19 protein-coding genes are annotated in these 21,744 nt (G+C 65.3%); 15 read left to right on the top strand and 4 right to left on the bottom strand.

The annotated features are described in order from the left end of the window. Window positions 1–293 (bottom strand): hypothetical protein (locus HWE17_RS08225; protein WP_176388423.1); only part of this gene is annotated, 293 nt, incomplete at its 3' end. A gap of 139 nt (window positions 294–432) precedes the next feature. Here HWE17_RS08225 and HWE17_RS08220 point away from each other — a divergent pair. The 4 genes from HWE17_RS08220 to HWE17_RS08205 all read left to right on the top strand — a co-directional run bounded on the left by HWE17_RS08220 (window position 433) and on the right by HWE17_RS08205 (window position 7,065). Next, a complete protein-coding gene (locus HWE17_RS08220; protein WP_099400341.1) occupies window positions 433–1,272 on the top strand; it encodes a M15 family metallopeptidase in 840 nt (279 codons plus the stop codon). A gap of 217 nt (window positions 1,273–1,489) precedes the next feature. After that, window positions 1,490–5,299, top strand: a complete 3,810-nt coding sequence (gene tssM, locus HWE17_RS08215) for a type VI secretion system membrane subunit TssM (protein ID WP_176388422.1) — start codon at window positions 1,490–1,492, stop codon at window positions 5,297–5,299. Beyond that, on the top strand, window positions 5,296–6,276 hold the full coding sequence (tagF, locus tag HWE17_RS08210; protein ID WP_176388421.1) for a type VI secretion system-associated protein TagF: 981 nt from the start codon (window positions 5,296–5,298) through the stop codon (window positions 6,274–6,276). Before tssM ends, tagF begins: the two co-directional genes overlap by 4 nt. A 9-nt stretch (window positions 6,277–6,285) precedes the next feature. After that, on the top strand, window positions 6,286–7,065 hold the full coding sequence (locus tag HWE17_RS08205) for an OmpA family protein (protein ID WP_176388420.1): 780 nt from the start codon (window positions 6,286–6,288) through the stop codon (window positions 7,063–7,065). Here HWE17_RS08205 and icmH read toward each other — a convergent pair whose 3' ends face one another. The 3 genes from icmH to tssJ are packed head-to-tail and all read right to left on the bottom strand — an operon-like array spanning window position 7,066 to window position 9,852. Continuing rightward, window positions 7,066–7,851 carry a type IVB secretion system protein IcmH/DotU gene (gene icmH / locus HWE17_RS08200; RefSeq protein WP_035820633.1) on the bottom strand — a complete coding sequence of 262 codons (786 nt, stop codon included), beginning with the start codon at window positions 7,849–7,851 and terminating at the stop codon, window positions 7,066–7,068. Continuing rightward, entirely contained in the window at window positions 7,848–9,218 is a 1,371-nt protein-coding gene (tssK, locus tag HWE17_RS08195; RefSeq protein ID WP_176388419.1) for a type VI secretion system baseplate subunit TssK, read from the bottom strand. Before tssK ends, icmH begins: the two co-directional genes overlap by 4 nt. Window positions 9,219–9,255: 37 nt before the next feature. Then, window positions 9,256–9,852 (bottom strand): type VI secretion system lipoprotein TssJ, encoded by a 597-nt coding sequence (tssJ, locus tag HWE17_RS08190; RefSeq protein ID WP_176388418.1) that lies wholly within the window; start codon window positions 9,850–9,852, stop codon window positions 9,256–9,258. Between the two features lie 278 nt (window positions 9,853–10,130). Between tssJ and HWE17_RS08185 the strand changes: the two genes are divergently transcribed. From HWE17_RS08185 to HWE17_RS08135, 11 genes are all read left to right on the top strand, one after another. Beyond that, the gene (locus HWE17_RS08185; protein ID WP_176388417.1) at window positions 10,131–10,733 is read left to right on the top strand and encodes a hypothetical protein; all 603 of its coding nucleotides are present in this window, start codon (window positions 10,131–10,133) and stop codon (window positions 10,731–10,733) included. 37 nt (window positions 10,734–10,770) lie between these two features. Beyond that, window positions 10,771–11,280, top strand: coding sequence for a type VI secretion system contractile sheath small subunit (gene tssB / locus HWE17_RS08180; protein ID WP_035820626.1), 510 nt, complete (start codon window positions 10,771–10,773; stop codon window positions 11,278–11,280). A 1-nt stretch (window position 11,281) separates the two neighbouring features. Next, window positions 11,282–12,781 (top strand): type VI secretion system contractile sheath large subunit, encoded by a 1,500-nt coding sequence (gene tssC, locus HWE17_RS08175; protein WP_176388416.1) that lies wholly within the window; start codon window positions 11,282–11,284, stop codon window positions 12,779–12,781. A 31-nt stretch (window positions 12,782–12,812) separates the two neighbouring features. Then, the gene (locus tag HWE17_RS08170) at window positions 12,813–13,304 is read left to right on the top strand and encodes a type VI secretion system tube protein Hcp (RefSeq protein ID WP_034750126.1); all 492 of its coding nucleotides are present in this window, start codon (window positions 12,813–12,815) and stop codon (window positions 13,302–13,304) included. A gap of 67 nt (window positions 13,305–13,371) precedes the next feature. Further along, window positions 13,372–13,845, top strand: coding sequence for a type VI secretion system baseplate subunit TssE (tssE, locus tag HWE17_RS08165; RefSeq protein ID WP_035820620.1), 474 nt, complete (start codon window positions 13,372–13,374; stop codon window positions 13,843–13,845). After that, a complete protein-coding gene (gene tssH / locus HWE17_RS08160; protein ID WP_176388415.1) occupies window positions 13,842–16,481 on the top strand; it encodes a type VI secretion system ATPase TssH in 2,640 nt (879 codons plus the stop codon). The genes tssE and tssH overlap by 4 nt, the downstream gene beginning before the upstream one ends. A gap of 20 nt (window positions 16,482–16,501) precedes the next feature. Then, complete coding sequence (tssA, locus tag HWE17_RS08155) at window positions 16,502–17,533, top strand: type VI secretion system protein TssA (protein ID WP_176388414.1); 1,032 nt, start codon at window positions 16,502–16,504, stop codon at window positions 17,531–17,533. A 33-nt stretch (window positions 17,534–17,566) separates the two neighbouring features. Next, window positions 17,567–18,367, top strand: a complete 801-nt coding sequence (locus HWE17_RS08150) for an ABC transporter substrate-binding protein (protein WP_176388413.1) — start codon at window positions 17,567–17,569, stop codon at window positions 18,365–18,367. A gap of 21 nt (window positions 18,368–18,388) precedes the next feature. Next, a complete protein-coding gene (locus HWE17_RS08145; protein ID WP_176388412.1) occupies window positions 18,389–18,901 on the top strand; it encodes a lipocalin family protein in 513 nt (170 codons plus the stop codon). A 264-nt stretch (window positions 18,902–19,165) separates the two neighbouring features. Then, a complete protein-coding gene (locus HWE17_RS08140; protein ID WP_035820608.1) occupies window positions 19,166–20,929 on the top strand; it encodes a methyl-accepting chemotaxis protein in 1,764 nt (587 codons plus the stop codon). A gap of 71 nt (window positions 20,930–21,000) precedes the next feature. After that, window positions 21,001–21,684 (top strand): tRNA-uridine aminocarboxypropyltransferase, encoded by a 684-nt coding sequence (locus HWE17_RS08135; RefSeq protein ID WP_176388411.1) that lies wholly within the window; start codon window positions 21,001–21,003, stop codon window positions 21,682–21,684. Window positions 21,685–21,744 lie beyond the last annotated feature (60 nt).

Below are 21,744 nucleotides of genomic sequence, written 5' to 3'. Positions count from 1 at the left end.
GGCGCTGGCATGATGGGCGGAACCATGGCCGTGGCGGGTGCGGGCGGCAGGAGGATGACGTCCGTATCGTAGGCGAGCACGGCCGTGATCAGCACCGTCAGGCACAGCGCGCCAGCGGCCCAGTGCCGCCAGGCGGGGCGCCAGCGCAGCGCCGGCATGGCCGCAGGCGCGGCGACGCCGTGTTCGAGCTGCGACAGGATGCCCTTGCCTTCGATGCGCGCGCCAGCCGCGCCGGCCTTGCTCAACAGGTCGGGACCGCGCGCCTGGCCATCCCCGGTTTTCAGTAAAGACAAAATATCACCTCCGTAGTGGATCAAATTCGACTGACCTTGATGTAAACCGCGCTCATGCGGGCCGCGCACGCCTACGATCTAGCGATACCACCGAGCAATGGATTGCCCGGTCCCGCCGATTTCCGTCACGGAGCGCCCCATGTTCGTCGCCCTGGTCCTGATGTATTTCCTGCTCGCCTGTTTTGCCTGCTGGCTGCTGTTGTTTCCCGGCGGCCGCGCCACCGTGCTGCACACGCTCGTCAACCTGGGCTGGCGCATGCAGCGGCGCGCGCAGCACCTGAAGGGTGGCAGCGGCGCGCAGTGGCAGCGGGTGCAGCGGCATACGGGCTCGGGCATGGCGCGCGCCTGGCAGCTGCTGTGGCGGCACCGCTGGCTGAGCCTGGCAGGCAGCGTGCTGGTGATCGTGCCGCCGCTGCTGGCCTGGCTGTCCAGCGACCGCATCGCCCTGCGCGGCTATGCCGATCAGCAACACGTCATCAACGACCAGGTCAGCGTCCTGCTGAAAGGCGAGCAGCTGGTGCCGCCGCCAACCCTGCCGCCGCTGCTGTTTTCCACGGCGGAAGTCACGCAGCTGCGTCCGCTGTTGGGCGGCGCCAGCCGCAACTGGCAATTGCTCGACCACGATTTCGCGCAGCGTTTGCTGCTGGTCTTCAAGATCATGAAAGACGTGCATGGTTATGACATGGTCTTGCTGGAAGGCTATCGCAGCCCCGCGCGCCAGGATCAACTGGCGGCGGCCGGCCCGAACGTGACGAACGCGAAGGCGTTTCAAAGCTATCACCAGTATGGCCTGGCGGCCGATTGCGCATTCATGCATGAAGGAAAGCTCATCATTTCTGAAAAAAATGCCTGGGCCATGCGCGGTTACCGTTTATATGGCGTGACGGCCGAATCGGTGGGCCTGCGCTGGGGCGGACGCTGGACCATGATGGATTTTGGCCACACGGAATTGCCGCAACCGCGCGTGCTGGGCAAGTAAGCCGCGCCAGCCATTCTAGCGCCGCGCGGCGGCTAGATTTTCACCGCTGCAAGCTTGCTTGCGCAGCGTCAAGGGCACACCGGCGCCTGCCGCGCACTGGCGCCTGGTACTTGTCATATGTCAACAAAGGCGCGCCGCATTGCTGTCAGCATGGGCCGACTCCGCCTCGCTGCGCGGCGGCGTTCCTCCTGCTTTGCGACCTCACCCTGGGCTCATCATGCTGCGAAGAATCTGGCATTTCCTTACCGACAGCCGCAATCTGACCATCCTTGGGTTCGTGGCGCTGGCCGTGTCCCTGTACTTGGGCGCCGAGGTGCTGGAAGTGGCGCTGATCTGGGCGCTGGCCTTGCTGCTGCTGGCATTTCTTACCTGGCTGGGCCTGTGGCTGTGGCGCCGGCGCCGCGCGCGGCGCGATGCGCAGGCGCTGGGCCAGGCCATCCTCAACGAGGCCGAGATCGCCGCCGCGCAAGCGGCCTCGGCGTCCACTGCCAGCAGCACCCAGCAGGGCGAACTTGGCGCCGTGCGCACGGGCATGCTGGCCGCCATCGAGACCATCAAGACATCCAAGCTGGGCCTCAAGTCGGGCGCCGCCGCCCTGTACGAACTGCCGTGGTACATGATCATCGGCAATCCGGCCGCCGGCAAGAGCAGCGCCATCCTGCATTCGGGCCTGCAATTCCCTTTCGCCGACGGCAAGGTCGTGCAAGGCGTGGGCGGCACGCGCAACTGCGACTGGTTTTTCACCACGGACGGCATCGTGCTCGACACGGCAGGACGCTATTGCGTCGTCGACGAGCACCGCGGCGAGTGGTTCGGCTTTCTCGACCTGCTGAAAAAATACCGGCGCAAGGCGCCCGTCAACGGCATCCTCATCGCCGTCAGCATAGCCGAATTGGGCGGCGATCCTGATGTCGGCATGCAACTGGCGCGCAGCCTGCGCAAGCGCGTGCAAGACGTCATCGAGCGCCTGGAAGTGTTCGCGCCCCTGTACATCGTGTTTACCAAGGCGGATCTGATCGCCGGCTTCACGGAGTTTTTCGCCGATGCCGAACGCAGCGAGCGTGAGCGCGTCTGGGGCGCCACCATGCCCTACCAGCGCAAGCTGCCGACGGCCGATTTGCTGGCGTTTTTCGACCAGAGTTTCGATGAATTGCACGATGGCTTGACGGAGCTGAGCCTGGCCAATATGGCGCACCGGCAACGCAAGACGATGGCGCCCGGCGTGTTCACCTTTCCGCTCGAGTTTGCCGCCATCAAGCCGGCCCTGCGCGCTTTTATTGCCACCCTGTTCGAGGAAAACCCGTTCCAGTTCCAACCCGTGTTCCGCGGCTTTTACTTTACCAGCGCGCTGCAGGAAGGCGAGCCCGTCAGCGCCTCCTCGCAGCAGGTGGCGCGCCGTTTCGACCTGGCTTTCGCGCCGGCCCCGGCCGTGCTGCCCACGGGCGCGCGCCAGCATGGCTATTTCCTGCTGGAGCTGTTCCGCAAGGTGATTTTTGCCGACAAGCATCTGGTGGCCAACTATGCCAACCGCGCCAGGCTGCGCTTCAAATATGCCGTGTTCTTTGCCGCCACCGTGTCGCTGGGCGCCTGCCTGGGCGGCTGGAGCTGGTCCTACCTGGGCAACCGGCAACTGGTTGCCAACGTCGAGGCCGACTTAAATAAAGTGGTGAAGCTGCAGGAGCGGCGCCTGGACTTGCAGTCGCGCCTGGAAGCGCTTGAAATATTGCAGGACCGCATCGAACAGCTGGAAGCGTACCGTACGCGGCGGCCGTGGTCATTGCGCCTGGGCCTGTACCAGGGAGAGCTGCTTGAACGCAAGCTGCGCGAGGAATATTTCGCCGGCGCGCGCCAGGTCATGCTGACCCCCGTGGCGGGCGCGCTGGAAGCCTTGCTGTTCGAGATGAACGCCAGCGCCGACCAGCTGCAGCCCACGGCGCGCACGCCGCAGACGCCGGCCGCCGCATCCTCTGCGCCACGCAATGTCCAGTACCAGGCGGCCAGCGCGACGAATGTGGAAGACGCCTACAACGCGCTGAAAACCTATCTGATGCTGGCCGATAAATCGCATGCGGAAAGCAGCCACCTGAACGACCAGCTGACGCGTTTCTGGCGCGCCTGGCTGGAGGGCAACCGGGGCGCCATGCCGCGCGAACAGATGATACGCAGCGCCGAACGGCTGCTGACGTTTTATCTGGCGCAGATCGGCGACCCGTCCTGGCCGCGCATCGAGCAGAAGCTGGCGCTGGTCGACCAGGCGCGCGAGAACCTGCGCCGCGTGGTGCGCGGCATGCCGGCGCGCGAGCGCGTGTATGCCGACGTCAAGGCGCGCGCCTCGACGCGTTTTCCCGGCATGACGGTGGCGCGCATCGTCGGCGAGCAGGATCAGGCGCTGCTGGCGGGCAGTTACGCCGTCTCGGGCGCCTTTACGCGCCAGGCGTGGGAAAAGTTCGTCGAGGGCGCGTTTCGCGACGCCGCCAACCGCGAGCTGCAAAGCGCCGACTGGGTGCTGAAAAGCGCCTCGACCGACGACCTGACCCTGGAAGGCAGTCCGGAGCAGATCGAGAAAAACCTGGTGGCCATGTACAAGGCCGACTATGCGCGCGAGTGGCAGAAATTCGTGCAGGGCGTCGCCGTCGCCGACCTGAAAGGTTTTGACGGCGCCGTGCAGGCGATGAACCGCCTGGGCGACCCGCAGTCGTCGCCGATCGCCAAGCTGCTGACGACCATTTATGAGGAAACCTCGTGGGACAATCCGGCGCTGCAGAACGCCCAATTGCGCAAGGCGGAACGGGGCCTCATCGCCTGGTTCAAGGAAACCGTGCTGCGCCGCGCGCCGTCGCAGCTGACGGCCAATCCCGGCGTCAATGCGCAGCTCGACCCGGCCCGCCTGGATAAACCCATGGGACCCGTGGGCCGTGAATTTGCCGGCGTGGGCAAGCTGGTGGCGGCCAGGGACAACAATGCCTCGCTGATGCGCGCCTATCTGGAAGCGCTGTCGAAACTGCGCAGCCGTTTGAACCAGTTGAAGAACCAGGGCGACGCAGGACCGGGCGCGCGCCAGTTCATGCAGCAGACCCTGGAGGGCAGCGGTTCCGAGCTGGCCGACGCCCTGAAGCTGGTCGACGAGCAGGTGCTCACGGGGATGAGCGACGCGCAAAAGCAGGCGATCCGTCCCATCCTCGTGCGCCCGCTGATGCAGACCTTTGCCGTCATCGTCGCGCCGGCCGAACTCGATATCAACAAGACCTGGGCGGCGCAGGTGTATGAACCGTTCCAGAAATCGCTTGCCAACAAATATCCGTTCGCGCCCACGGCGCGCATCGAGGCGAGCAACCTGGAAATCGGCCAGTTCTTCGGCCCGGAAGGACTGGTGGCGAAATTCGTCACGACGTCGATGGGCCCCTTGGTGGTGCGGCGCGGCGACGTGCTGGCGCCGCGCACCTGGGCCGACATGGGCATCAGCCTGGCGCCGCAGGTGGTGGCGCGCTTTCCAGGCTGGATCGCGCCGCTGGGCGCGGGCGGCGTGGCGGCCACCTCGACGGCGGCGCAAACCATCTTCCAGATCCAGCCGTCGCCCGCTCCCGGCACCCTGGAATACACGGTGGAGATCGACGGCCAGCAGCTGCGCTACCGTAACACGCCGGCGCAGTGGACGAACATGGTGCATCCGGGTCCGCAGGGCGCGGCGGGCCAGCAAGGCGCGCGCATCACGGCCGTCACTTTCGACGGGCGCACGGTGGAACTGTTCAACGAGCCGGGGCAATTCGGCCTGAAGCGCATGATCGACGCGGCGAGCAAAAAGCGCAAGGAGGGCGGCGTGTTCGAACTGCGCTGGGCGCGCGGCGAGGTGGCCGTGGCGGTCGACCTGAAAATCACCAGCAGCGCCGAAGCCTCGGGCGCGGGATCCGCCACGGCGCTGCAGGAGCAGGGTTTTCGCGGCATGCAGCTGCCCGAGACCATCGTCGGCATGCCGGGCGCGCCTGTGCCAGTCGTCGCTGCAGTTGCGGCGACCGGAGTGGCGCCATGATGCGCGCGCAACAGCAGGTGCGCCTCGGTTACTTTGGCAAGATCCCCGCGCGCGGCGATTTCATCAAGGCTTGCGACAATCACGCGCTGGTGCAACTGCTCGACGACTGGCTGGCGCAGGTGATGACGGCCCTGACGGTGGAACCGCGCTGGAAGCTCAATTACGACGCCTTGCCGCCGCTGCGCTTTGCCTTTGTCGGCACGCGCAGCCGACGCGCCATCGCCGGGCGCCTGGAAGCGAGCAACGACCAGTCGCTGCGGCGCTTTCCCTTCATGGCCATGGGCGCGCTGGAAGTCGATGACGCCGAAGTCTTTGTCGCCTGCAGCCCGCTCGCGCTCGCGCCCCTGTGGCAGCGCGTGGAGCAGCTGTCGCACGGCATCGTGGCCAGCGCCGAACCGGGGCCGGCCTTGCTGGCGCTGGCCGGCAACGTGGTCGAAGTCGAACCGGCCGCACCGGATCACGCGGCGCGGCTGGCCGCCTTTTTGCAGGCGCAGACCGTGCATGGCCTGCAAACGCTGCTCGCTTCGCCCGCCTTCCCGGTGACGGTGCGCGAATTGCTGCTGGGCCTGGGCCTGCTGCTGCAGCCGGTGCGCCAGAGCGGCTTGCCGCGCCTGGAAAAAAGCCTGGTGCTGCCGCTGCCGCAGGACGCGCAGCTGCGCGAGCTGGTGGCCAGCTTCTGGCTGCATTTGATTGCGCCTTTCCTGCGCCAGGCCGATTTCGAACTGGCGCTGTTCTTTTCCCACCTCGACGAGGCGCCCGTGCTGGTGATCGGCTTTTGCGGCGCCGACCCGCATGGCTTGCGCGCGCTGATCGATCCGCAGGCCGGCAGCGAACGGCTGATCGTCTTCGACCAGCTGGACTGGGTCGAGGAGCAGCTGGGACACGAGGCGGCGCTGCGCCGGTTTTCCGCCTGCCTGCAGCAGGAGCAGCTGTCGCTGCGCTCGGCCTGCGCCATGTTTGCCGATACCTTTGTCTGAAGGATTGCGATGAAGTCACCCATTTTCCTGTTGCTATTCGCTGTGGCCACTGCCTGCCACTCCCAGGCGCAAGCGCCCCAGACGCCGATGCCGGGGCAGATCCTCGTCACGGGCACCCTGGCCGACGAGGCGGGCAAGGCGGCCGTGCTGGCCCGTCTGCGCGAACTGTATGGCGCCGAGCGCGTGGTCGACCAGATCGCCATCGGCAACGTGGCCGTGCCGGCCAACTGGAACGGCTACGTGCACAAGCTGATCGCGCCGAACCTGAAGCTCATTTCACGGGGGCAGATCAGCATTGACGGCAACAACGTCAGCGTGCGCGGCGAAGTGGCGAACGAGGCGCAGCGCCAGCAGATCGCCAGCGACATCGCCACCAGCCTCAATCCCACGTATGTCGTCAACAATGGCTTGCGGGTCAGGGCGGCCGAGGCCGAGCAGGGCTTGCTCGATGCGGCGCTCGATAAACGCATCATCGAATTCGACAGCGGCAAGGTTTCCATCACGCCGGCCGGCCTGGCCATTCTCGACGAGATGGCGGCCGCCATGCTCCGGCTGCGGGGCCGCAAGGTGGAGGTGATCGGCCACACGGACGACACGGGCCTGCGCGCCAGCAATGTGGCCCTGAGCCAGGCGCGCGCCGAAGCCGTGCGCGCCTACCTGGCCAGCAAGGGCGTCGCGGCCGATTCGGTGCTGGTGTCGGGCCAGGGACCGGACCGTCCCGTGGCCAGCAACGCCACGGCCGATGGCCGGGCGAGAAACCGGCGCATCGAGTTCAGGATCGCACAGTGATCAGGGTAGTGTGATGGTCAGGTGCGCTGGCCGTGGCGCGAGTTTGACCAGATCAGCGTAGGCCGCCAGGGTCGTTTGCGTGCCGCGCGTCAGATGCGTTTTCAGGCCCAGGTAGGCGCAGATGGCCAGCAGGGCGAAAAAGCTCGACAAGGCCCACAGCGGCACGTCGCTGCCGCGTTTGTTGACCACCTGGTCGGGGCGTTCCGCGCGCGGCGCGAAGCCGCGGCTCTTGCCCTTGATGTGGGCGATTTCGTCGCCCAGGCGCGCCGTCAGGTAGCTGAGTTTTTCGCCGCCGTCGATCGCATACTTACCCTGGAATCCCAGCAATAAACACATGTGGAAGACCTGCAGCGCCTGCACGCGCATGGCGCCCTTGCCGCGCAAGGCGTCGAGACGGTCGAAAAAGTGTTCACCGGCCAGCTGGTCGCCAAAGATCAGCAACTGCAGCGGGCGCCGCTCCCACTGCTTGCGCAGCGTGAAAGGCGAGGCCAGGATGATTTCATCGACGGCCGCGCAGAACGCATACTTGGCCGCCTCGATATCGTCGCCATCGGCGCGGATCTTTTTCGCTTCGCGTTCGAAGTCGTCGAGGAAGGTTGTGATGCGGTCCATGAAGCTTTGCTCGTCGCCGGGCGCCGAGCCGTGCTTCAGCATGAACAGCATATAAAAGCCTTCGTGCATCAGGTCCAGCAGGGCGCTGCCCGCATGCCGGCCGCTGCCTGCGGGAGCGGAGCCGCGTTGTCCCAGCAGAGAGGGCGCCGCGCGCCGTTCGATGAGCTGGCTCATGCCGTCACCGCGATCAGTTCCAGCTGCAGGTCGCGTATGCCGGCCGGCACGTAGACGGAAATCGACTGCGCCTTGAGCATCTGTTCATACAGCACGCCGCGGTTTTCAATCGCAAAATAATAGGTGTCGGGGCGCACGGGAATGGCGGCCGGCACTTGCGGCGCATGCGACAGTTTCAGGCCGGGCATGGCCGTGAGCACGCATTTTTCCACGTCGTCGGGCGCGCCCACTTTCACGCGCAGCGGCACCACGTCGACCAGCTCGATGGCGGGCATGGCGGCGCGAATGGCCAGGTACAGGGTGGTGTGCTGGTCGATCTTGCCCGAATCGAGCTTGCCCAGGTAGTACGACGGCTTGTCTTCAAGCAGGGCGATGGAAAAGTATTTCGACGAGATGACGGTATCGAGCAGTTCGCGGATGATCGCATCGATGGCGTCGAAGCAGGCGCCTGGCTGCGCATGGTCGTAGGCGGGCAGGCTGGCCAGGGTGTAATGCTTGGAGTAGCTGAGCAGGCCGCCAGCCAGGCCCAGCAGCGCTTCGTACAGGCGCTCCGGATGCAGGGCCGGATGGCGGACATAGTGCATCAGCGCGGCGGCGGCCGTGCTGACCGTGTGCAGCAGCCAGAAAGACGACACGTCGCCCGAGCGGAACTCGATCACGTTGCGGCTCGGCTCGCGGTGGTGGCCGTGCAGCGCGCTCACTTTCGCCTGCAGCGCGTCGAGCAGGTGTTCCAGCACGCCCTGCAGGCGCGGCGCGCCGGCGATCGCCAGGCTGGGCGCCATGAACGAGGGCACGGGCTCGAAGCCGCCCGACACCGTGCGCCGCAGGGCGATCAGCGGCAGGCAGTCGTAGGAGCCGCGCGCCTCGCTGTCGGGAATCAGGCGCACGGTCTTCTTCAGGTAATCCACGTCGGCCACGGCGGACTCCGTGAACAGGTCGGGCGTGGCGCGCATGGCGTGCGCAAAGCGCGTGGCCGCCGGCGTACCTGCCGTTGACGCCTGCGCAGTGTAATTCATGCCTTCGCGGTTGAGGATGGGCAGCGCCGCGTAATACGTCACTTCCTGCACCGCCGGCGGCAGCGCTTCCAGGTCCACCGGCGGGGGCAGGGTATCGCTGCCCGGTGCGCCGTCGCCCAGCGCCTCGAACACTTCGCCATCGCGGAAGATCGCCGACAGGGCGTGCAGGCGCAAGCGGCCCGTCTTCAGCGCCGCCAGATCCCATTCCATGTGCGCCACGCCCCACAGGTAGGGATGCAGCGCGCTGGCTGTGTGATGCAGGCGCGCTTCGTGATATTGATCCTGGCGCTGGAAATGCTGCGGCCGCAGGAACAGGCCCTCTCCCCACAAGACTTTCGCTGCCATGCCCATCTCGTTTCTCCTTGTATGTGTGGCGTGTTTGTGTGTGCTACTGGCAGCGCGGGGCCGACAGCGCGGCCATGCCGCTGACGCTCAGCGCGCAGGCGTGCAGGCCGACCGTGATGCCGCCGCGCTCCGCGTCGGCGGCGGCAAAGGTGGCGCGCCAGCGCTGCGCCGCCGGCGCGCGGAACAGGGCGACGACGCCGATGAAATACGCTTCCTTGCTGACTTTCTCCTGTACCTCGTAGTGCTGGCCCGGCACCAGCAGCACTTCCTTCACTTCCATCAGGTCGGCGCCCAGCGCGGCTTTTTCGCGCTGCGTATCGAGAAAGCTGTCGTAGGGCGCCTGTTCGAAGGCGGCGCTCTGGCGCAGCTTGTAGATGCGCGCCACCAGCGCCAGCGGCCGGCCGTCCGCATCCGTGTTGAGGCGCTGCGCCGCATGCAGGCGGATGCTGACGTTGCGCGGCGGCTTTTGCGCGTCGGGCAGTTCCGGCGGCGGCTTGGCCACGCCGGCCATCTGCAGCGCCGCGTTGGCGAGGGTGCCGATGGCGCCGCCCGCACAGCCGGCCAGCAGCAGCGGCTGCAGCACCAGCAGCAGTGGCGCGGTGGCGCGGACCAGGCGGCGGAGCGGGGCGTCAGGAGGCATGGGCGATCTTTGCAAGGTGAAGGATGGAAATAAAAGTGTTGCAGTCATTTAAGCGCATGCATGGGCGGCCTGCTTGCGTTGGCACAAAGTCCGCCTGCGATCAAGATAATTACTGCGCCAGATCAGGCTTCATGTCGCTGTACGCGGCTGTGATGTGGAACTTCTTCTTTGCTGATTAATCTCAATTTGGCAAAAAAATTGGCGATCAATAATGGCCTCCACCAAGGCGCCGCCCATCTTTCCCAGCGGTAGCGTCCTCCACGTGAAGGAATGCCCCGATGAAGCCAGCCACGATATTGCCCCGTATTGCCTGCCTCGCCAGCGCCTTGCTGCTGTCCGCCTGCGCCACGCCGGACCAGCCGGCACCCAAAAAACCTGCCGCGCCGACCCTGGCGCAAGTGATGAGCGAGGCCGATGCGGCCGCGCGCGCCGGCCAGTACGAGCGCGCCATGACCCTGCTCAAGGGTGGCGGTGCCAGCTACCCGGCCGACAAGGCGCCGTGGCTGCAAATGGCGCAGATGAAGTTCGACCGCGCCCAGTACGGCGAGGCCATCGGCCATGCGCTTGAAGCGCTGGAGCGCGACCCGGACGACAAGGTCGCCAACAGCATCGTCGCCGTCAGCGGCTTGCGCCTGTCCGGCAAGGCGCTGGCCGACCTGTCGCGGCAAAACAATCTGAATGGCTCGCTGCGCTCGGAAGCGCAGGACCTGGCCAAGCTGCTGCGCGCGAGCATCGGCGAAGAGGTGCTGGTGCCGCCGGCCAGGCGCCCGCCGGCGGCCGGCAAGCGCGCCGCCAGCGCCAGCTCCAGCGTCGGCACGCCGGCGGCGAAGGGCGCGGCAGCGCCAGCCAGTGCGGCCGACCCGTTCAGCGGCCTGAAATAAGCGAGCATCCCCACCATCCCCTTGCAAAGGAAGCGCCATGCCCAAGTCCGACAGCGTGCAAAAACGCCTGCAAAAGATACGCGCGCCGCGCGTGCAAATGACCTACGACGTCGAGATTGGCGACGCGATTGAAAACAAGGAGCTGCCCTTCGTGGTCGGCGTGCTGGGCGACTTCGGCGGCAATCCGGACAGCGAAAAAAAGCGCCTGAAGGATCGCAAGTTCGTCGCCATCGACCGCGACAACTTCGACGAAGTGCTGGCCGGCGTGGAGCCGGTGGCCCGTTTCGCCGTGCCGAACCGCCTCAGCGAGGCGGGCGGCACGTTCGCCGTCGACCTGCACTTCCGCTCGATGGACGACTTCCGCCCGGAATCGGTGGTGCGCCAGGTCGATCCCTTGCGCAAGCTGCTTGAGGCGCGCACCAAGCTGGCCGACCTGCGCAACAAGCTGGCCGGCAACGACAAGCTGGAAGACTTGCTGACGGAAGTGCTGAACAACACGGACAGCCTGGCCACCCTGAAACCGCAGTTCCCAGCGCAGGAGGATTGAGATGAGCGCCCAGGCAGAAGCCCCAGAAGCCCTTGCGGTATCCACGCCGGACGCGCCGGCCACCACCGACTTGCTCGATCAGATCGTCGAGCAAAGCCGCGTCGCCAAGTCCGGCGCCGAACATGCGCGCGCACGCGATCTGATCTCGGAACTGGTGGCGCAGGTGCTCGACGGCACGGTGCTGATGTCGACCAGCCTGTCGGCGACCTTGGACGGGCGCGTGGCGGAAATCGACCGTTTGATCTCCGCCCAGCTCAGCGAAATCATGCACGCGGCGCCGTTCCAGCAGCTCGAACAAAGCTGGACGGGGCTGCGCTACCTGGTCGGCAACTCCGATACGGGCACGCGCCTGCAGATCCGCATGTTCAACGCCACCAAGCGCGAACTGGTGAAGGATTTCCAGGCCGCGCTGGAGTTCGACCAGAGCAGCATGTTCAAGAAAGTGTATGAAGAGGAATTCGGCACCTTCGGCGGCGCGCCATTCGCCGCGCTGCTAGGCGACTTCGCCATCTCGCGCCAGCCGGAAGACATGTATTTCGTCGAGCAGATGTCGCACATCGCCGCCGCCGCGCACGCGCCCTTCATCGCTTCGGCCGCGCCGGAACTGTTTGGCCTGGAAAGCTACGGCGACCTGGGCAAGCCGCGCGACCTGGCCAAGGTGTTCGACACCATCGAGTACGCGAAATGGAAAGCCTTCCGTGAATCCGAGGATGCGCGCTACGTCGGCCTGACCTTGCCCCGCTTCCTGGGCCGGTTGCCCTTCAATCCCGTCGACGGCACCACGGTCGAAGGTTTCAATTTTGTCGAGGACGTCGACGGCAGCGACCATCACAAATACCTGTGGTGTAACGCCGCGTATGCCTTCGGCAGCAAGCTGACGCGCGCCTTTGCCGACTACGGCTGGTGCGCCGCCATCCGCGGCGTGGAGGGCGGCGGCCTGGTGGACGACCTGCCGACCCACACCTTCAAGACGGACGAGGGCGACGTGGCCCTGAAATGCCCGGCCGAAGTGGCGATCACCGACCGCCGCGAAAAGGAATTGTCGGACCTGGGCTTCATCTCGCTGGTGCACTGCAAGAACACGGCGTATGCGGCGTTTTTCGGCGCGCAGTCGGCGCAGAAAAGCCGCAAGTACAACAGCGACGCGGCCAACGCGAACGCGGTGCTGTCGTCGCAGCTGCAGTACATCTTCGCCGTCTCGCGCATCGCACATTACATGAAGGCCATGATGCGCGACAAGATCGGCAGCTTTGCCGCCGCCTCCAACGTGGAAGATTTTTTGAACCGCTGGCTGATGCAGTACGTGCTGCTCGACGATAACGCCAGCCAGGAACAGAAGGCGCAGTTCCCGCTGCGCGAGGCGTCCGTGCAGGTGCATGAAGTGCCGGGCCGGCCCGGCGTGTACCGCGCCGTGTCGTTCCTGCGGCCGCACTTCCAGCTCGATGAATTATCCGTTTCGCTCCGACTGGTCGCGGAGTTGCCGAAGTCGACCAATTCCTGATTTACCCATCCTTCAACCACAGGAGCACACCATGGCAATCGATGTATATCTGCAGATAGACGGCATCAAGGGCGAGTCCACCGATGACAAGCACAAGGACTGGATCGAGTGCAAATCGGTCAGCTGGAGCGTCGAGCAGCCGAAGTCCGCCACCGCTTCGACGGGCGGCGGCCACACGGCGGAACGCTGCGAGCACAAGGACATCGTCATCTCCAAGCTGGCCGACCTGGCCTCGCCGGTGCTGCTGCAGACCTGCTCGGCCGGCAAGACCATCCCCAAGGCGCGCTTCGAATTCATGCGCGCCGACGGCCAGGGCGAGCGCGTCAAGTACTTTGAAATCGAAATCGAAAATGTCCTGATCGGCGCCGTCACGCCGAACGTGGAAGAGGGCGACATCCTCGGTGAACACGTCGGCTTCAAGTTCTCGAAAGTGAAGTGGAAATACACGCAGCAAAAAGTGACGGGCGGCGCCGGCGGCAATACCTCGGGCGGCTGGGACCTGGCCGCGAACCGCGTGGCCTGATCCATCCTTGCGCGGCGCGCGGCGGACATCCTCCTGCGCGCGCCGCGCCGACTTTTCAGGAGAGCGCATGGACAGTTATGTACCTGGCCTGTTCGACCGCCTGATGGGCGATGGCGGTGCGGCGGGCGGCGTGGCCGTGCGCCTGTCGCTGGAACAATTGAAGGATGCGGTGGCGCGCGACCTGGAAGAGCTGCTCAACACGCGCGTGGCCCTGCCGCCCGGCGCGCTCGACGCTTATCCGGAATGCGCGGCCTCCATCGTCAACTATGGCCTGATCGATTTCGCCGGCATGTGCTTGTCCAGCAGCGACGACCGCGCCCGCATCTGCGCCGCGTTGAAGGCCGCCATCGAACGCCACGAACCGCGATTGCGCAATGTGCGCGCCCGCCTGGAACGCGAAGCGGGCGCCATCAACCGCGTGGGTTTTGTCATCAGCGGCACGCTGGCCGTGAGATCCGGCGGGGAGACGGTCAATTTCGACGCCGTGCTGCAGCCGTCGTCGCTGCGCTATTCGATCAACCGCAAGGGAGCCGCCGCATGAGCAATCATTTGAAGACCCTGATCGCCAAACTGAATGACACGGCGCGCACGGCCGCCACCCGGGCCGCCGCCATCTGCGTGGGACTGGGCCAGTATGAAGTCGATATCGAACACCTGTTTTTGGCCTTGCTGGAACAGGAGCGCAGCGATTTCGTCACCATCGCGAAGCGCAGCGAAATCAGCCTGACGGCGCTGGAGGCGGACCTGCGGCGCGAGATCGGCGGCTTCCGCACGGGCAGCGCGCGCACGCCCGTCTTCTCTCCCCATTTGCCGCTGCTGTTCGAGCATGCCTGGCTGATCGCCTCGCTGGACACGGCGCAGCCGGGACCCATCCGCAGCCGCCACCTGTTATTGGCGCTGCTGACGGAGCCGGAACTGGCGCAGCTGGCGTACCGCGGCTCGAAGCTGTTCGCGCGCTTCAGCGTGGAGCAATTGAAGCACCATCCGGACAAGCTCACGGCCGGCTCCGCGGAGGAAAGCGCGGCAGTGCCGCGGCTTGCCGCCACAGCGGACGACCCGGTGAATGTCCTGGCCAGCAAAACCCCGGCGCTGGACCAGTTCACCACCGACCTGACGCAGCTGGCGCGCGACGGCAAGCTCGATCCCGTGATCGGCCGCGAGGCGGAGATACGCCAGGCCGTCGACATCCTGCTGCGGCGGCGCCAGAACAATCCGATACTCACGGGCGAGGCGGGCGTGGGCAAGACGGCCGTGGTGGAAGGCCTGGCTTTGCGCATCGCCGCCGGCGACGTGCCCGAGGTGCTGCAGGGCGCGCACATCCACGCGCTCGACATGGGCTTGCTGCAAGCCGGCGCCAGCGTAAAAGGCGAATTCGAAAGCCGTCTGAAAAACGTCATCGACGAGGTGACGAAAAGCCCGCACCCGATCATCCTTTTCATCGACGAGGCGCACACGATGATCGGCGCCGGTGGCCAGGCGGGGCAGAACGACGCGGCCAATCTGCTGAAACCGGCGCTGGCGCGCGGCGCCCTGCGGACCATCGCCGCGACCACCTGGAGCGAGTACAAAAAGTATTTTGAAAAGGATGCGGCGCTGGCGCGGCGCTTCCAGGTGGTGAAGGTGGAAGAACCGAGCGAAGACATCGCCTGCGCCATGCTGCGCGCCATGGCGCCGCTGATGGAGCGCCATTTCGGCATCCGCGTGCGCGACGCCGCCATCGTCGATGCCGTGCGCCTGTCGCACCGCTACATCAGCGGGCGCCAGCTGCCCGACAAGGCCATCAGCGTGCTCGATACGGCGTGCGCCAAGGTGGCGCTGGGCCAGCGCGCCACGCCGGCGCAGCTGGAAAACGCGCACCGGCGCCAGGAACGCATCGGCGCGGAAATCGCCGCCCTGGCCCGCGAGGCGGCCGATGGCGAAGTGCCCGACAAAGCCGGCGCCGCGCGCCTGGCGCAGCTGCGGCGCGCGCATGAGGAAGGGCAGGCGGCGGTCGCGGCGCTGGCGCAGCGCTGGGAGCGCGAAAAGGCGCTGGTGGCGCAGATCGGCGACTTGCGCGTGCAGCTGCGCGGCGAGCGGCCGGGCGAGATCGGCGCGGCGCGCCTGCTGGCGCTGAAGGAAGAACTGGCGGCGCTGCAGGGAGAAGCGCCGCTGTCGCCGCTGGAAGTCGATGCGCAGGTGGTCGCTGGCATCGTCGCCGGCTGGACCGGCATCCCGCTTGGGAAAATGCTCAAGGATGAAATCCGCACCGTGCTGACCCTCGATGGGGCGCTGCGCGAACGGGTGCTGGGACAGGAGCACGTCATCGAGGCGGTCGCGCAGCGCGTGCGCACGGCGCGCGCCAGCCTGGACGACCCGAACAAGCCGCAAGCCGTGTTCCTGTTCACGGGGCCGTCCGGCACGGGCAAGACGGAAACGGCGCTGGCGCTGGCCGACCTGCTGTATGGCGGCGAGCGCAAGCTCATTACCATCAATATGAGCGAGTACCAGGAGGCGCACAGCGTGGCCGGCCTGAAAGGCTCGCCGCCCGGCTATGTCGGCTATGGCGAAGGCGGCGTGCTGACGGAAGCCGTGCGGCGCCAGCCCTACAGCGTGGTGCTGCTCGATGAAGCGGAAAAAGCCCACCCCGACGTGCTGGAGCTGTTCTTCCAGGTCTTCGACAAGGGCGTGCTCGATGATGCGGAAGGGCGCGAAGTCGATTTTCGCAACACCATCATCATCGCCACCTCGAACCTGGGGTCCGGCGCGATGATGGCCGCCTGCCTGAACCGGGCGGCGCAGGACTTGCCCACGCCTGCCGCGCTGGAAGAACTGGTGCGCCCGCAACTGGTGGCGCACTTCAAACCGGCCCTGCTGGGGCGCTTGAAGGTGCTGCCTTTCTATCCGCTCAACGACGCGGTGCTGGCCGAAATCATCGGGCTGAAGCTGGCGCGGATAGGCGCGCGCATCGCGCGCAACCACCAGGCGCAGTTCAGCCATGACGCGGGCCTGGTCGACGCCGTGCTGGCGCGCTGCACCGAGGTCGATTCGGGCGCGCGCAATGTCGACCAGATCCTCAACGGCAGCCTGCTGCCGGCGATCGCCGAAGCGGTGCTGGCGCGCATGGCCGCAGGCGAGCCGGTGGCGTCGATACGCGTCAGCGCCAACAAGCAGGGGCAGTTCAAGTACACGATCCGATAATCCACCTTCCGGAGAGCGCCATGTTCAATCTGGAGCAGTTGCTGCACCCCGTCAGCGCCGTCAGTCCCTGCGGCGAAGACCTCACTTTCAGTCAGGAGCTCGACGCCATCGCGCGCGCGCGCCAGCACGATGATCCCAGCCTGGACCAGGGCGAATGGGTGACGGCGCTGAAGGAAGCCGACTGGCCGTTCGTGGCGACGCGCTGCGAACAGCTGATCGCCACGCGCAGCAAGGATTTGCGCGTGGCCGTGTGGCTGGCCGAGGCGCACGCGAAGACGCGCCACTTCCGTGGCCTGGGCGATGGTTACGCGCTGCTGGCCGGCCTGTGCGAACGTTACTGGGATGGCCTGTACCCGCCGGCGGAAGAGGGCGACCAGGAACAGCGCATCGGCAATGTCTTCTGGCTGCTGTCGCGCACGCCGCAGCTGCTGCGCGAGATCCCGCTGACCGACGGCACCGACGGCCTGTATTCGCTGCAGGACTTCGATGCGGCGCGCCAGCGCGCGACCGCCAGCCTGGCGCAGGGCGCGGCGGATCAGGGCTGGGGCGATGTGCGGCATGAAGAAGGCACGACCCTGGCGCAGATGGAGGCGGCGCGGCAAAGGAACACGCGCGCCTATTCCGACGGCCTGCTGGCCGATGCGCAGTACTGCATGCAGTCGCTGCTGGCGTTCGAGCGCAGCGTCGATGCGCGTTTCGGCGCAGATGGCCCGAGTTTTCGCGCCGCGCGCGAAGTGCTGGAAAACGCCATTCACTTCATCGCGCCGCTGTCGCCCGGTGCGGATTTTGCCGGCGCGCCGCCCGCCGCTGGCCAGGGCGCCGGCGGCAGCGGGGGCGCCATCGTGCAGCGCCAGCAGGCGCTGGACCAGCTGCGCCAGGTGGCCGATTTCTTCCGCCGCACGGAGCCGCACAGCCCCGTCGCCTACCTGGCGGACAAGGCGGCCAGCTGGGGCGAGCTGCCGCTGCATCTGTGGTTGCGCGCCGTCGTGAAGGACTCCAGCACCCTGGCGCAGCTCGACGAAATGCTGGGCACGAACAGTGCAAACGGATGATGGCCTTGGCCCCTTCCATGCTACTCTTCGGGCATGTTCAGAATGCTCATCTTGCCTGCCGCGCTATGCCTGTTCATCGCTGCCAGCGCGCAGGCCGAAGGCGTAACGCCGCTGGTGATTTATGGCGACGACGATTATCCGCCGTACTCCTATGTTGAAAACGGCCAGATGAAAGGCATTTACACGGAGATCGTGCGCGAAGCGATGCAATCGATGCCGCAGTATGCGGTGCAGCTGCGTCCCGTGCCCTGGAAGCGGGGTTTGCTGATGCTGCAGACGGGCGATGCCTTCGCCCTGTATCCGCCGTATTCGTGGCGCAGCGAGCGGCCGTACGTGCGCTATTCCGTGCCGCTGCTGATGGAACAGCTGGTGGTGCTGTGCAACCAGGACGTGCTGGCCAAACGCGCGCTGCGGCAGTGGCCCGCCGATTACGGCGGCCTGCACATCGGCGTGAATGCGGGTTTCCTGCCAGGCGACGCGGGTTTGATGGCATCCTTGCGCGCGGAAAAAATCGTGCTCGACCCTGCCAAGGGCACGCGCACGAATCTGCTCAAGCTGATGCGCGGGCGCATCGATTGCTATGTCAGCGACCGCCTGTCGGCGCAGTGGGAATTGCAGCGCATCCGGCGCGAGGGGGCGCCTGGCACACCGATGCAGACGATACAGGAAATGGCGCAGCTGGCCAGCCAGCAGGGCCACCTGGGTTTTACGGCGCGCCAGCTTGCCGCCTATCCTTATCGCGATGACTTTATCGAACAATTCAATGCCGCCATCGTGCGCATGCAGCACAGTGGCGCGATCCGCCGCATCGTTGACCGCGCGCTGCAACCCTGATACAACCGGATGGAGAAAAACATGAAAAAACTGTTATTGCTAAGTGTGCTTGTACTGGCCGGCTGCGTGGGCCGTCCCGAGAATATTGTGCCTGTTAGCAACTTCGACACGACCCGCTATCTGGGGAAATGGTATGAGATCGCGCGCCTCGACCATTCGTTCGAACGCGGCCTGAGTCAGGTGACGGCCGATTACAGCCTGCGCCAGGATGGCGGCCTGAAAGTGCTCAACCGCGGCTACAAGGATGCGGACGCCGTCTGGAAGGACGCGGAGGGCAAGGCGTATTTCGTTGACAAGAAAGACGTGGGCTACCTGAAAGTGTCGTTTTTCGGCCCCTTCTATGGTTCCTACATCGTTTTTGATTTGGACCAGCAAGATTACAGCTATTCCATGATCAGCGGTCCCGACAAGTCCTACTTCTGGCTGTTGTCGCGCACGCCAACCATGGATCCGGCCTTGCAGCAGCGCCTGATCGGGAAAGCCGCTGGCCTGGGTTTCGATACATCAAAATTGATTTACGTGAAGCAAAACTGACACTGCTTGCCTGCCGCCCGTTCGTGGCGGCATTTCACCTTCCGATTGTTGCTTTTCTGCATGTTATTTCTTGCAATACCATTCTGATTCACTCACAATCTGCTCCAAAGTAGTGCGCTGCGGCGCGCTGCCATTCCGGTGGCGACGTGTCCGTCGCGCCACCGTTCGTGATTGCCGCACGGCAGATGCCTGCTATATTGGTACGTAGCAGCAGGTCGGTTTCGTGGCGTCTGTGCATCGTTTTCTTCAGATAGGAATCACGCAATGAAAAACCTCAAAATCGGCGTACGTCTCGGTGGCGGTTTTGCCGCCGTCCTGCTCCTGTTGACCAGCCTGACCGTGGTGGGCATCGTGCAGATGCAAAGCGCCAGCAAGGAAACCGATGCGCTCGTCAACGTCAAGGTGCGCAATGAACGACTGATCGCTGAATGGACCAAGGTCATCGAGGTGAACGCGGCGCGCACGGCGGCCGCCTGGAAAGTGGGCGATCCCGAGCACCAGAAGCAGTTTGAAAAGGAAATGGCGGTCTCGTCGGCACGCGCCACGGAAATCCAGAACGATATCGGCAAGAGCGAGCTGAATGCCGAAGAGCAATCGCTGTACCAGGAAGTGTTGAGCACGCGCAAGGCCTACACGGAAGTGCGCAAGAATGTGTTCAAAGCCAAGAATGCGGGCGACCTGGAACTGGGCAAGCGGCTGTACGAAGGCGACATGGCCGTCAAGCGCGACATCTACCTGGCGTCGCTGAAGAAGCTGGAACTGCTGGAAGCCAGACTGCTCGATGAAACGGCCGCGCAAATCCGTTCGCGCTACGAAAGCGGCCGTTTGCTGCTGATCTCGCTGGGCGGGGTGGCCATCTTGCTGGGTATCGCCTGCGCGTACTGGATCACGCGCTCGATCACGCGTCCCATCACGCGCGCCGTCGAGGTGGCGGAAGCCGTTTCCGCTGGCGACCTGACCAGCCATATCGTCGTGGAAAGCCGCGATGAGACGGGGCAATTGATGCATGCGCTGAAAAACATGAACGATAAACTGGTCAGTATCGTGGGCCAGGTGCGCGCCGGCACCGAATCGATCAGCACGGCGTCGAGCGAAATTGCCGCCGGCAACCTGGACTTGTCGTCACGCACGGAAGAGCAGGCCAGTTCGCTGGAAGAGACGGCGTCGTCCATGGAAGAGCTGACCTCCACCGTGAAACTCAATGCCGACAATGCGCGCAGCGCCAACCAGCTGGCCATCGACGCTTCGCAGATCGCCAGCAAGGGTGGCGTGGTGGTGTCGGAAGTGGTCAGCACCATGGGTTCGATCAACGATTCCTCGCGCAAGATCGTCGACATCATCAGCGTCATCGACGCCATCGCCTTCCAGACGAATATCCTGGCTCTGAACGCGGCCGTGGAAGCGGCCAGGGCCGGCGAGCAGGGCCGTGGTTTTGCCGTCGTCGCCTCCGAAGTGCGCAACCTGGCGCAGCGCTCCAGCGCGGCGGCCAAAGAAATCAAGGGCTTGATCGACGATTCCGTGCAAAAGGTCGAGGCCGGTTCGCAACTGGTGGACAAGGCTGGCCGCACCATGGATGAAATCGTGCAAAGCATCAGCCACGTGACGCAGATCATGAACCAGATCACGGACGCCAGCGATGAACAGCGCGCCGGCATCGAGCAAGTCAACCAGGCCATCGGCCAGATGGACCAGGTGACGCAGCAAAACGCGGCCCTGGTGGAAGAAGCGGCCGCGGCGGCCGAATCCATGCAGGAACAGGCCGCCAAGCTGGCCGAGGTCGTGGGCGTGTTCAAGCTCGATGCAACGCAACAATATGTATCGGCCAGTGCTGGCCCGTCCGTGACGGCGCCTGCACCAGCTGCGATGCGAGCTGCCATGCGTCCCGCCATTCAGCCTGCCAAGCGACGCGCGCCAGCGCCTGCCGTGACTGCGCCTACGCCGGGCAAGGCGGCGCAAGCGGACGCTGCGCGCGCACGCGCGCCGAAGGCACCAGTGGCATCGGGCGCCGACGAATGGGAAGAGTTTTAAGCGCAGTTTCCTCCTAGCATGGCGCGGGCGCTACAATCGCGGCTTGAAGACAGCCGTGAACGCGCTCCGCCATGACCACCCGCCGTACCTCCAGCCTTACTCTTAGCTCTACCGCTGCATCGACCTCCCAGGGGGAATCCGCCAAACGCGCGCGCTGCCCAGCCTGCCTGCGCGCCGCATCCAGCTGCATCTGCCGTTGGATCGCCCCCGTTGCCCACGCGGTGGACGTGCTGATCCTGCAGCATCCGCTGGAAGTCCACAATGCCAAGGGCAGCGCCCGCTTGCTGCACCTGAGCTTGCCCAACAGCCGCATGCTGACGGGCGAGCAGTTTGCCCCCGATACGCTCGCCGGACTACTGGCCGGCAAGCACAACGTGCTGCTATACCCGGATACGCCCGGCGACCGTTCGCTGGGCATCGCGCCGCCGCCAGCGCTCGACCCCGCCATCTTGCTCGATCCCACCTTATTGCGGCTGGTGGTGCTGGACGCCACCTGGCGCAAGAGCCGCAAGATGCTGTACCTGAATCCCCTGTTGCAACAGCTGCCGCGCCTGCCCCTGCGCGATACGCCCGCTTCCCATTACCTGATCCGCAAGGCGCACGCGCCAGACCAGTTATCGACACTGGAAGCGACGTGCTATGCCTTGATGCAGTTGGAGCAGGACGAGGCCCGCTTCGTTCCCCTGATCACGGCATTTGACGGTTTTGTCGCGCAGCAGTTGAGTTATGTCATGCCGCAGGGGGAAAAAGCTTGAAATAGCACCATGGCAGCCCTTGATATTGGCCGCACAGCGGCATAGTATACTGTATGTATA

The organism is Janthinobacterium sp. BJB401 (assembly GCF_013372745.1).
Lineage (GTDB): Bacteria > Pseudomonadota > Gammaproteobacteria > Burkholderiales > Burkholderiaceae_D > Janthinobacterium > Janthinobacterium rivuli.
This window is presented reverse-complemented; position numbering and strand designations above follow the sequence as displayed.

Bases quoted from the DNA above. Each gene is read 5' to 3' on its own strand.
- HWE17_RS08220 (WP_099400341.1), top strand. From the start codon at position 433: ATGTTCGTCGCCCTGGTCCTGATGTATTTCCTGCTCGCCTGTTTTGCC.
- tssM (WP_176388422.1), top strand. From the start codon at position 1,490: ATGCTGCGAAGAATCTGGCATTTCCTTACCGACAGCCGCAATCTGACC.
- tagF (WP_176388421.1), top strand. From the start codon at position 5,296: ATGATGCGCGCGCAACAGCAGGTGCGCCTCGGTTACTTTGGCAAGATC.
- HWE17_RS08205 (WP_176388420.1), top strand. From the start codon at position 6,286: ATGAAGTCACCCATTTTCCTGTTGCTATTCGCTGTGGCCACTGCCTGC.
- icmH (WP_035820633.1), bottom strand. From the start codon at position 7,851: ATGAGCCAGCTCATCGAACGGCGCGCGGCGCCCTCTCTGCTGGGACAA.
- tssK (WP_176388419.1), bottom strand. From the start codon at position 9,218: ATGGGCATGGCAGCGAAAGTCTTGTGGGGAGAGGGCCTGTTCCTGCGG.
- tssJ (WP_176388418.1), bottom strand. From the start codon at position 9,852: ATGCCTCCTGACGCCCCGCTCCGCCGCCTGGTCCGCGCCACCGCGCCA.
- HWE17_RS08185 (WP_176388417.1), top strand. From the start codon at position 10,131: ATGAAGCCAGCCACGATATTGCCCCGTATTGCCTGCCTCGCCAGCGCC.
- tssB (WP_035820626.1), top strand. From the start codon at position 10,771: ATGCCCAAGTCCGACAGCGTGCAAAAACGCCTGCAAAAGATACGCGCG.
- tssC (WP_176388416.1), top strand. From the start codon at position 11,282: ATGAGCGCCCAGGCAGAAGCCCCAGAAGCCCTTGCGGTATCCACGCCG.
- HWE17_RS08170 (WP_034750126.1), top strand. From the start codon at position 12,813: ATGGCAATCGATGTATATCTGCAGATAGACGGCATCAAGGGCGAGTCC.
- tssE (WP_035820620.1), top strand. From the start codon at position 13,372: ATGGACAGTTATGTACCTGGCCTGTTCGACCGCCTGATGGGCGATGGC.
- tssH (WP_176388415.1), top strand. From the start codon at position 13,842: ATGAGCAATCATTTGAAGACCCTGATCGCCAAACTGAATGACACGGCG.
- tssA (WP_176388414.1), top strand. From the start codon at position 16,502: ATGTTCAATCTGGAGCAGTTGCTGCACCCCGTCAGCGCCGTCAGTCCC.
- HWE17_RS08150 (WP_176388413.1), top strand. From the start codon at position 17,567: ATGTTCAGAATGCTCATCTTGCCTGCCGCGCTATGCCTGTTCATCGCT.
- HWE17_RS08145 (WP_176388412.1), top strand. From the start codon at position 18,389: ATGAAAAAACTGTTATTGCTAAGTGTGCTTGTACTGGCCGGCTGCGTG.
- HWE17_RS08140 (WP_035820608.1), top strand. From the start codon at position 19,166: ATGAAAAACCTCAAAATCGGCGTACGTCTCGGTGGCGGTTTTGCCGCC.
- HWE17_RS08135 (WP_176388411.1), top strand. From the start codon at position 21,001: ATGACCACCCGCCGTACCTCCAGCCTTACTCTTAGCTCTACCGCTGCA.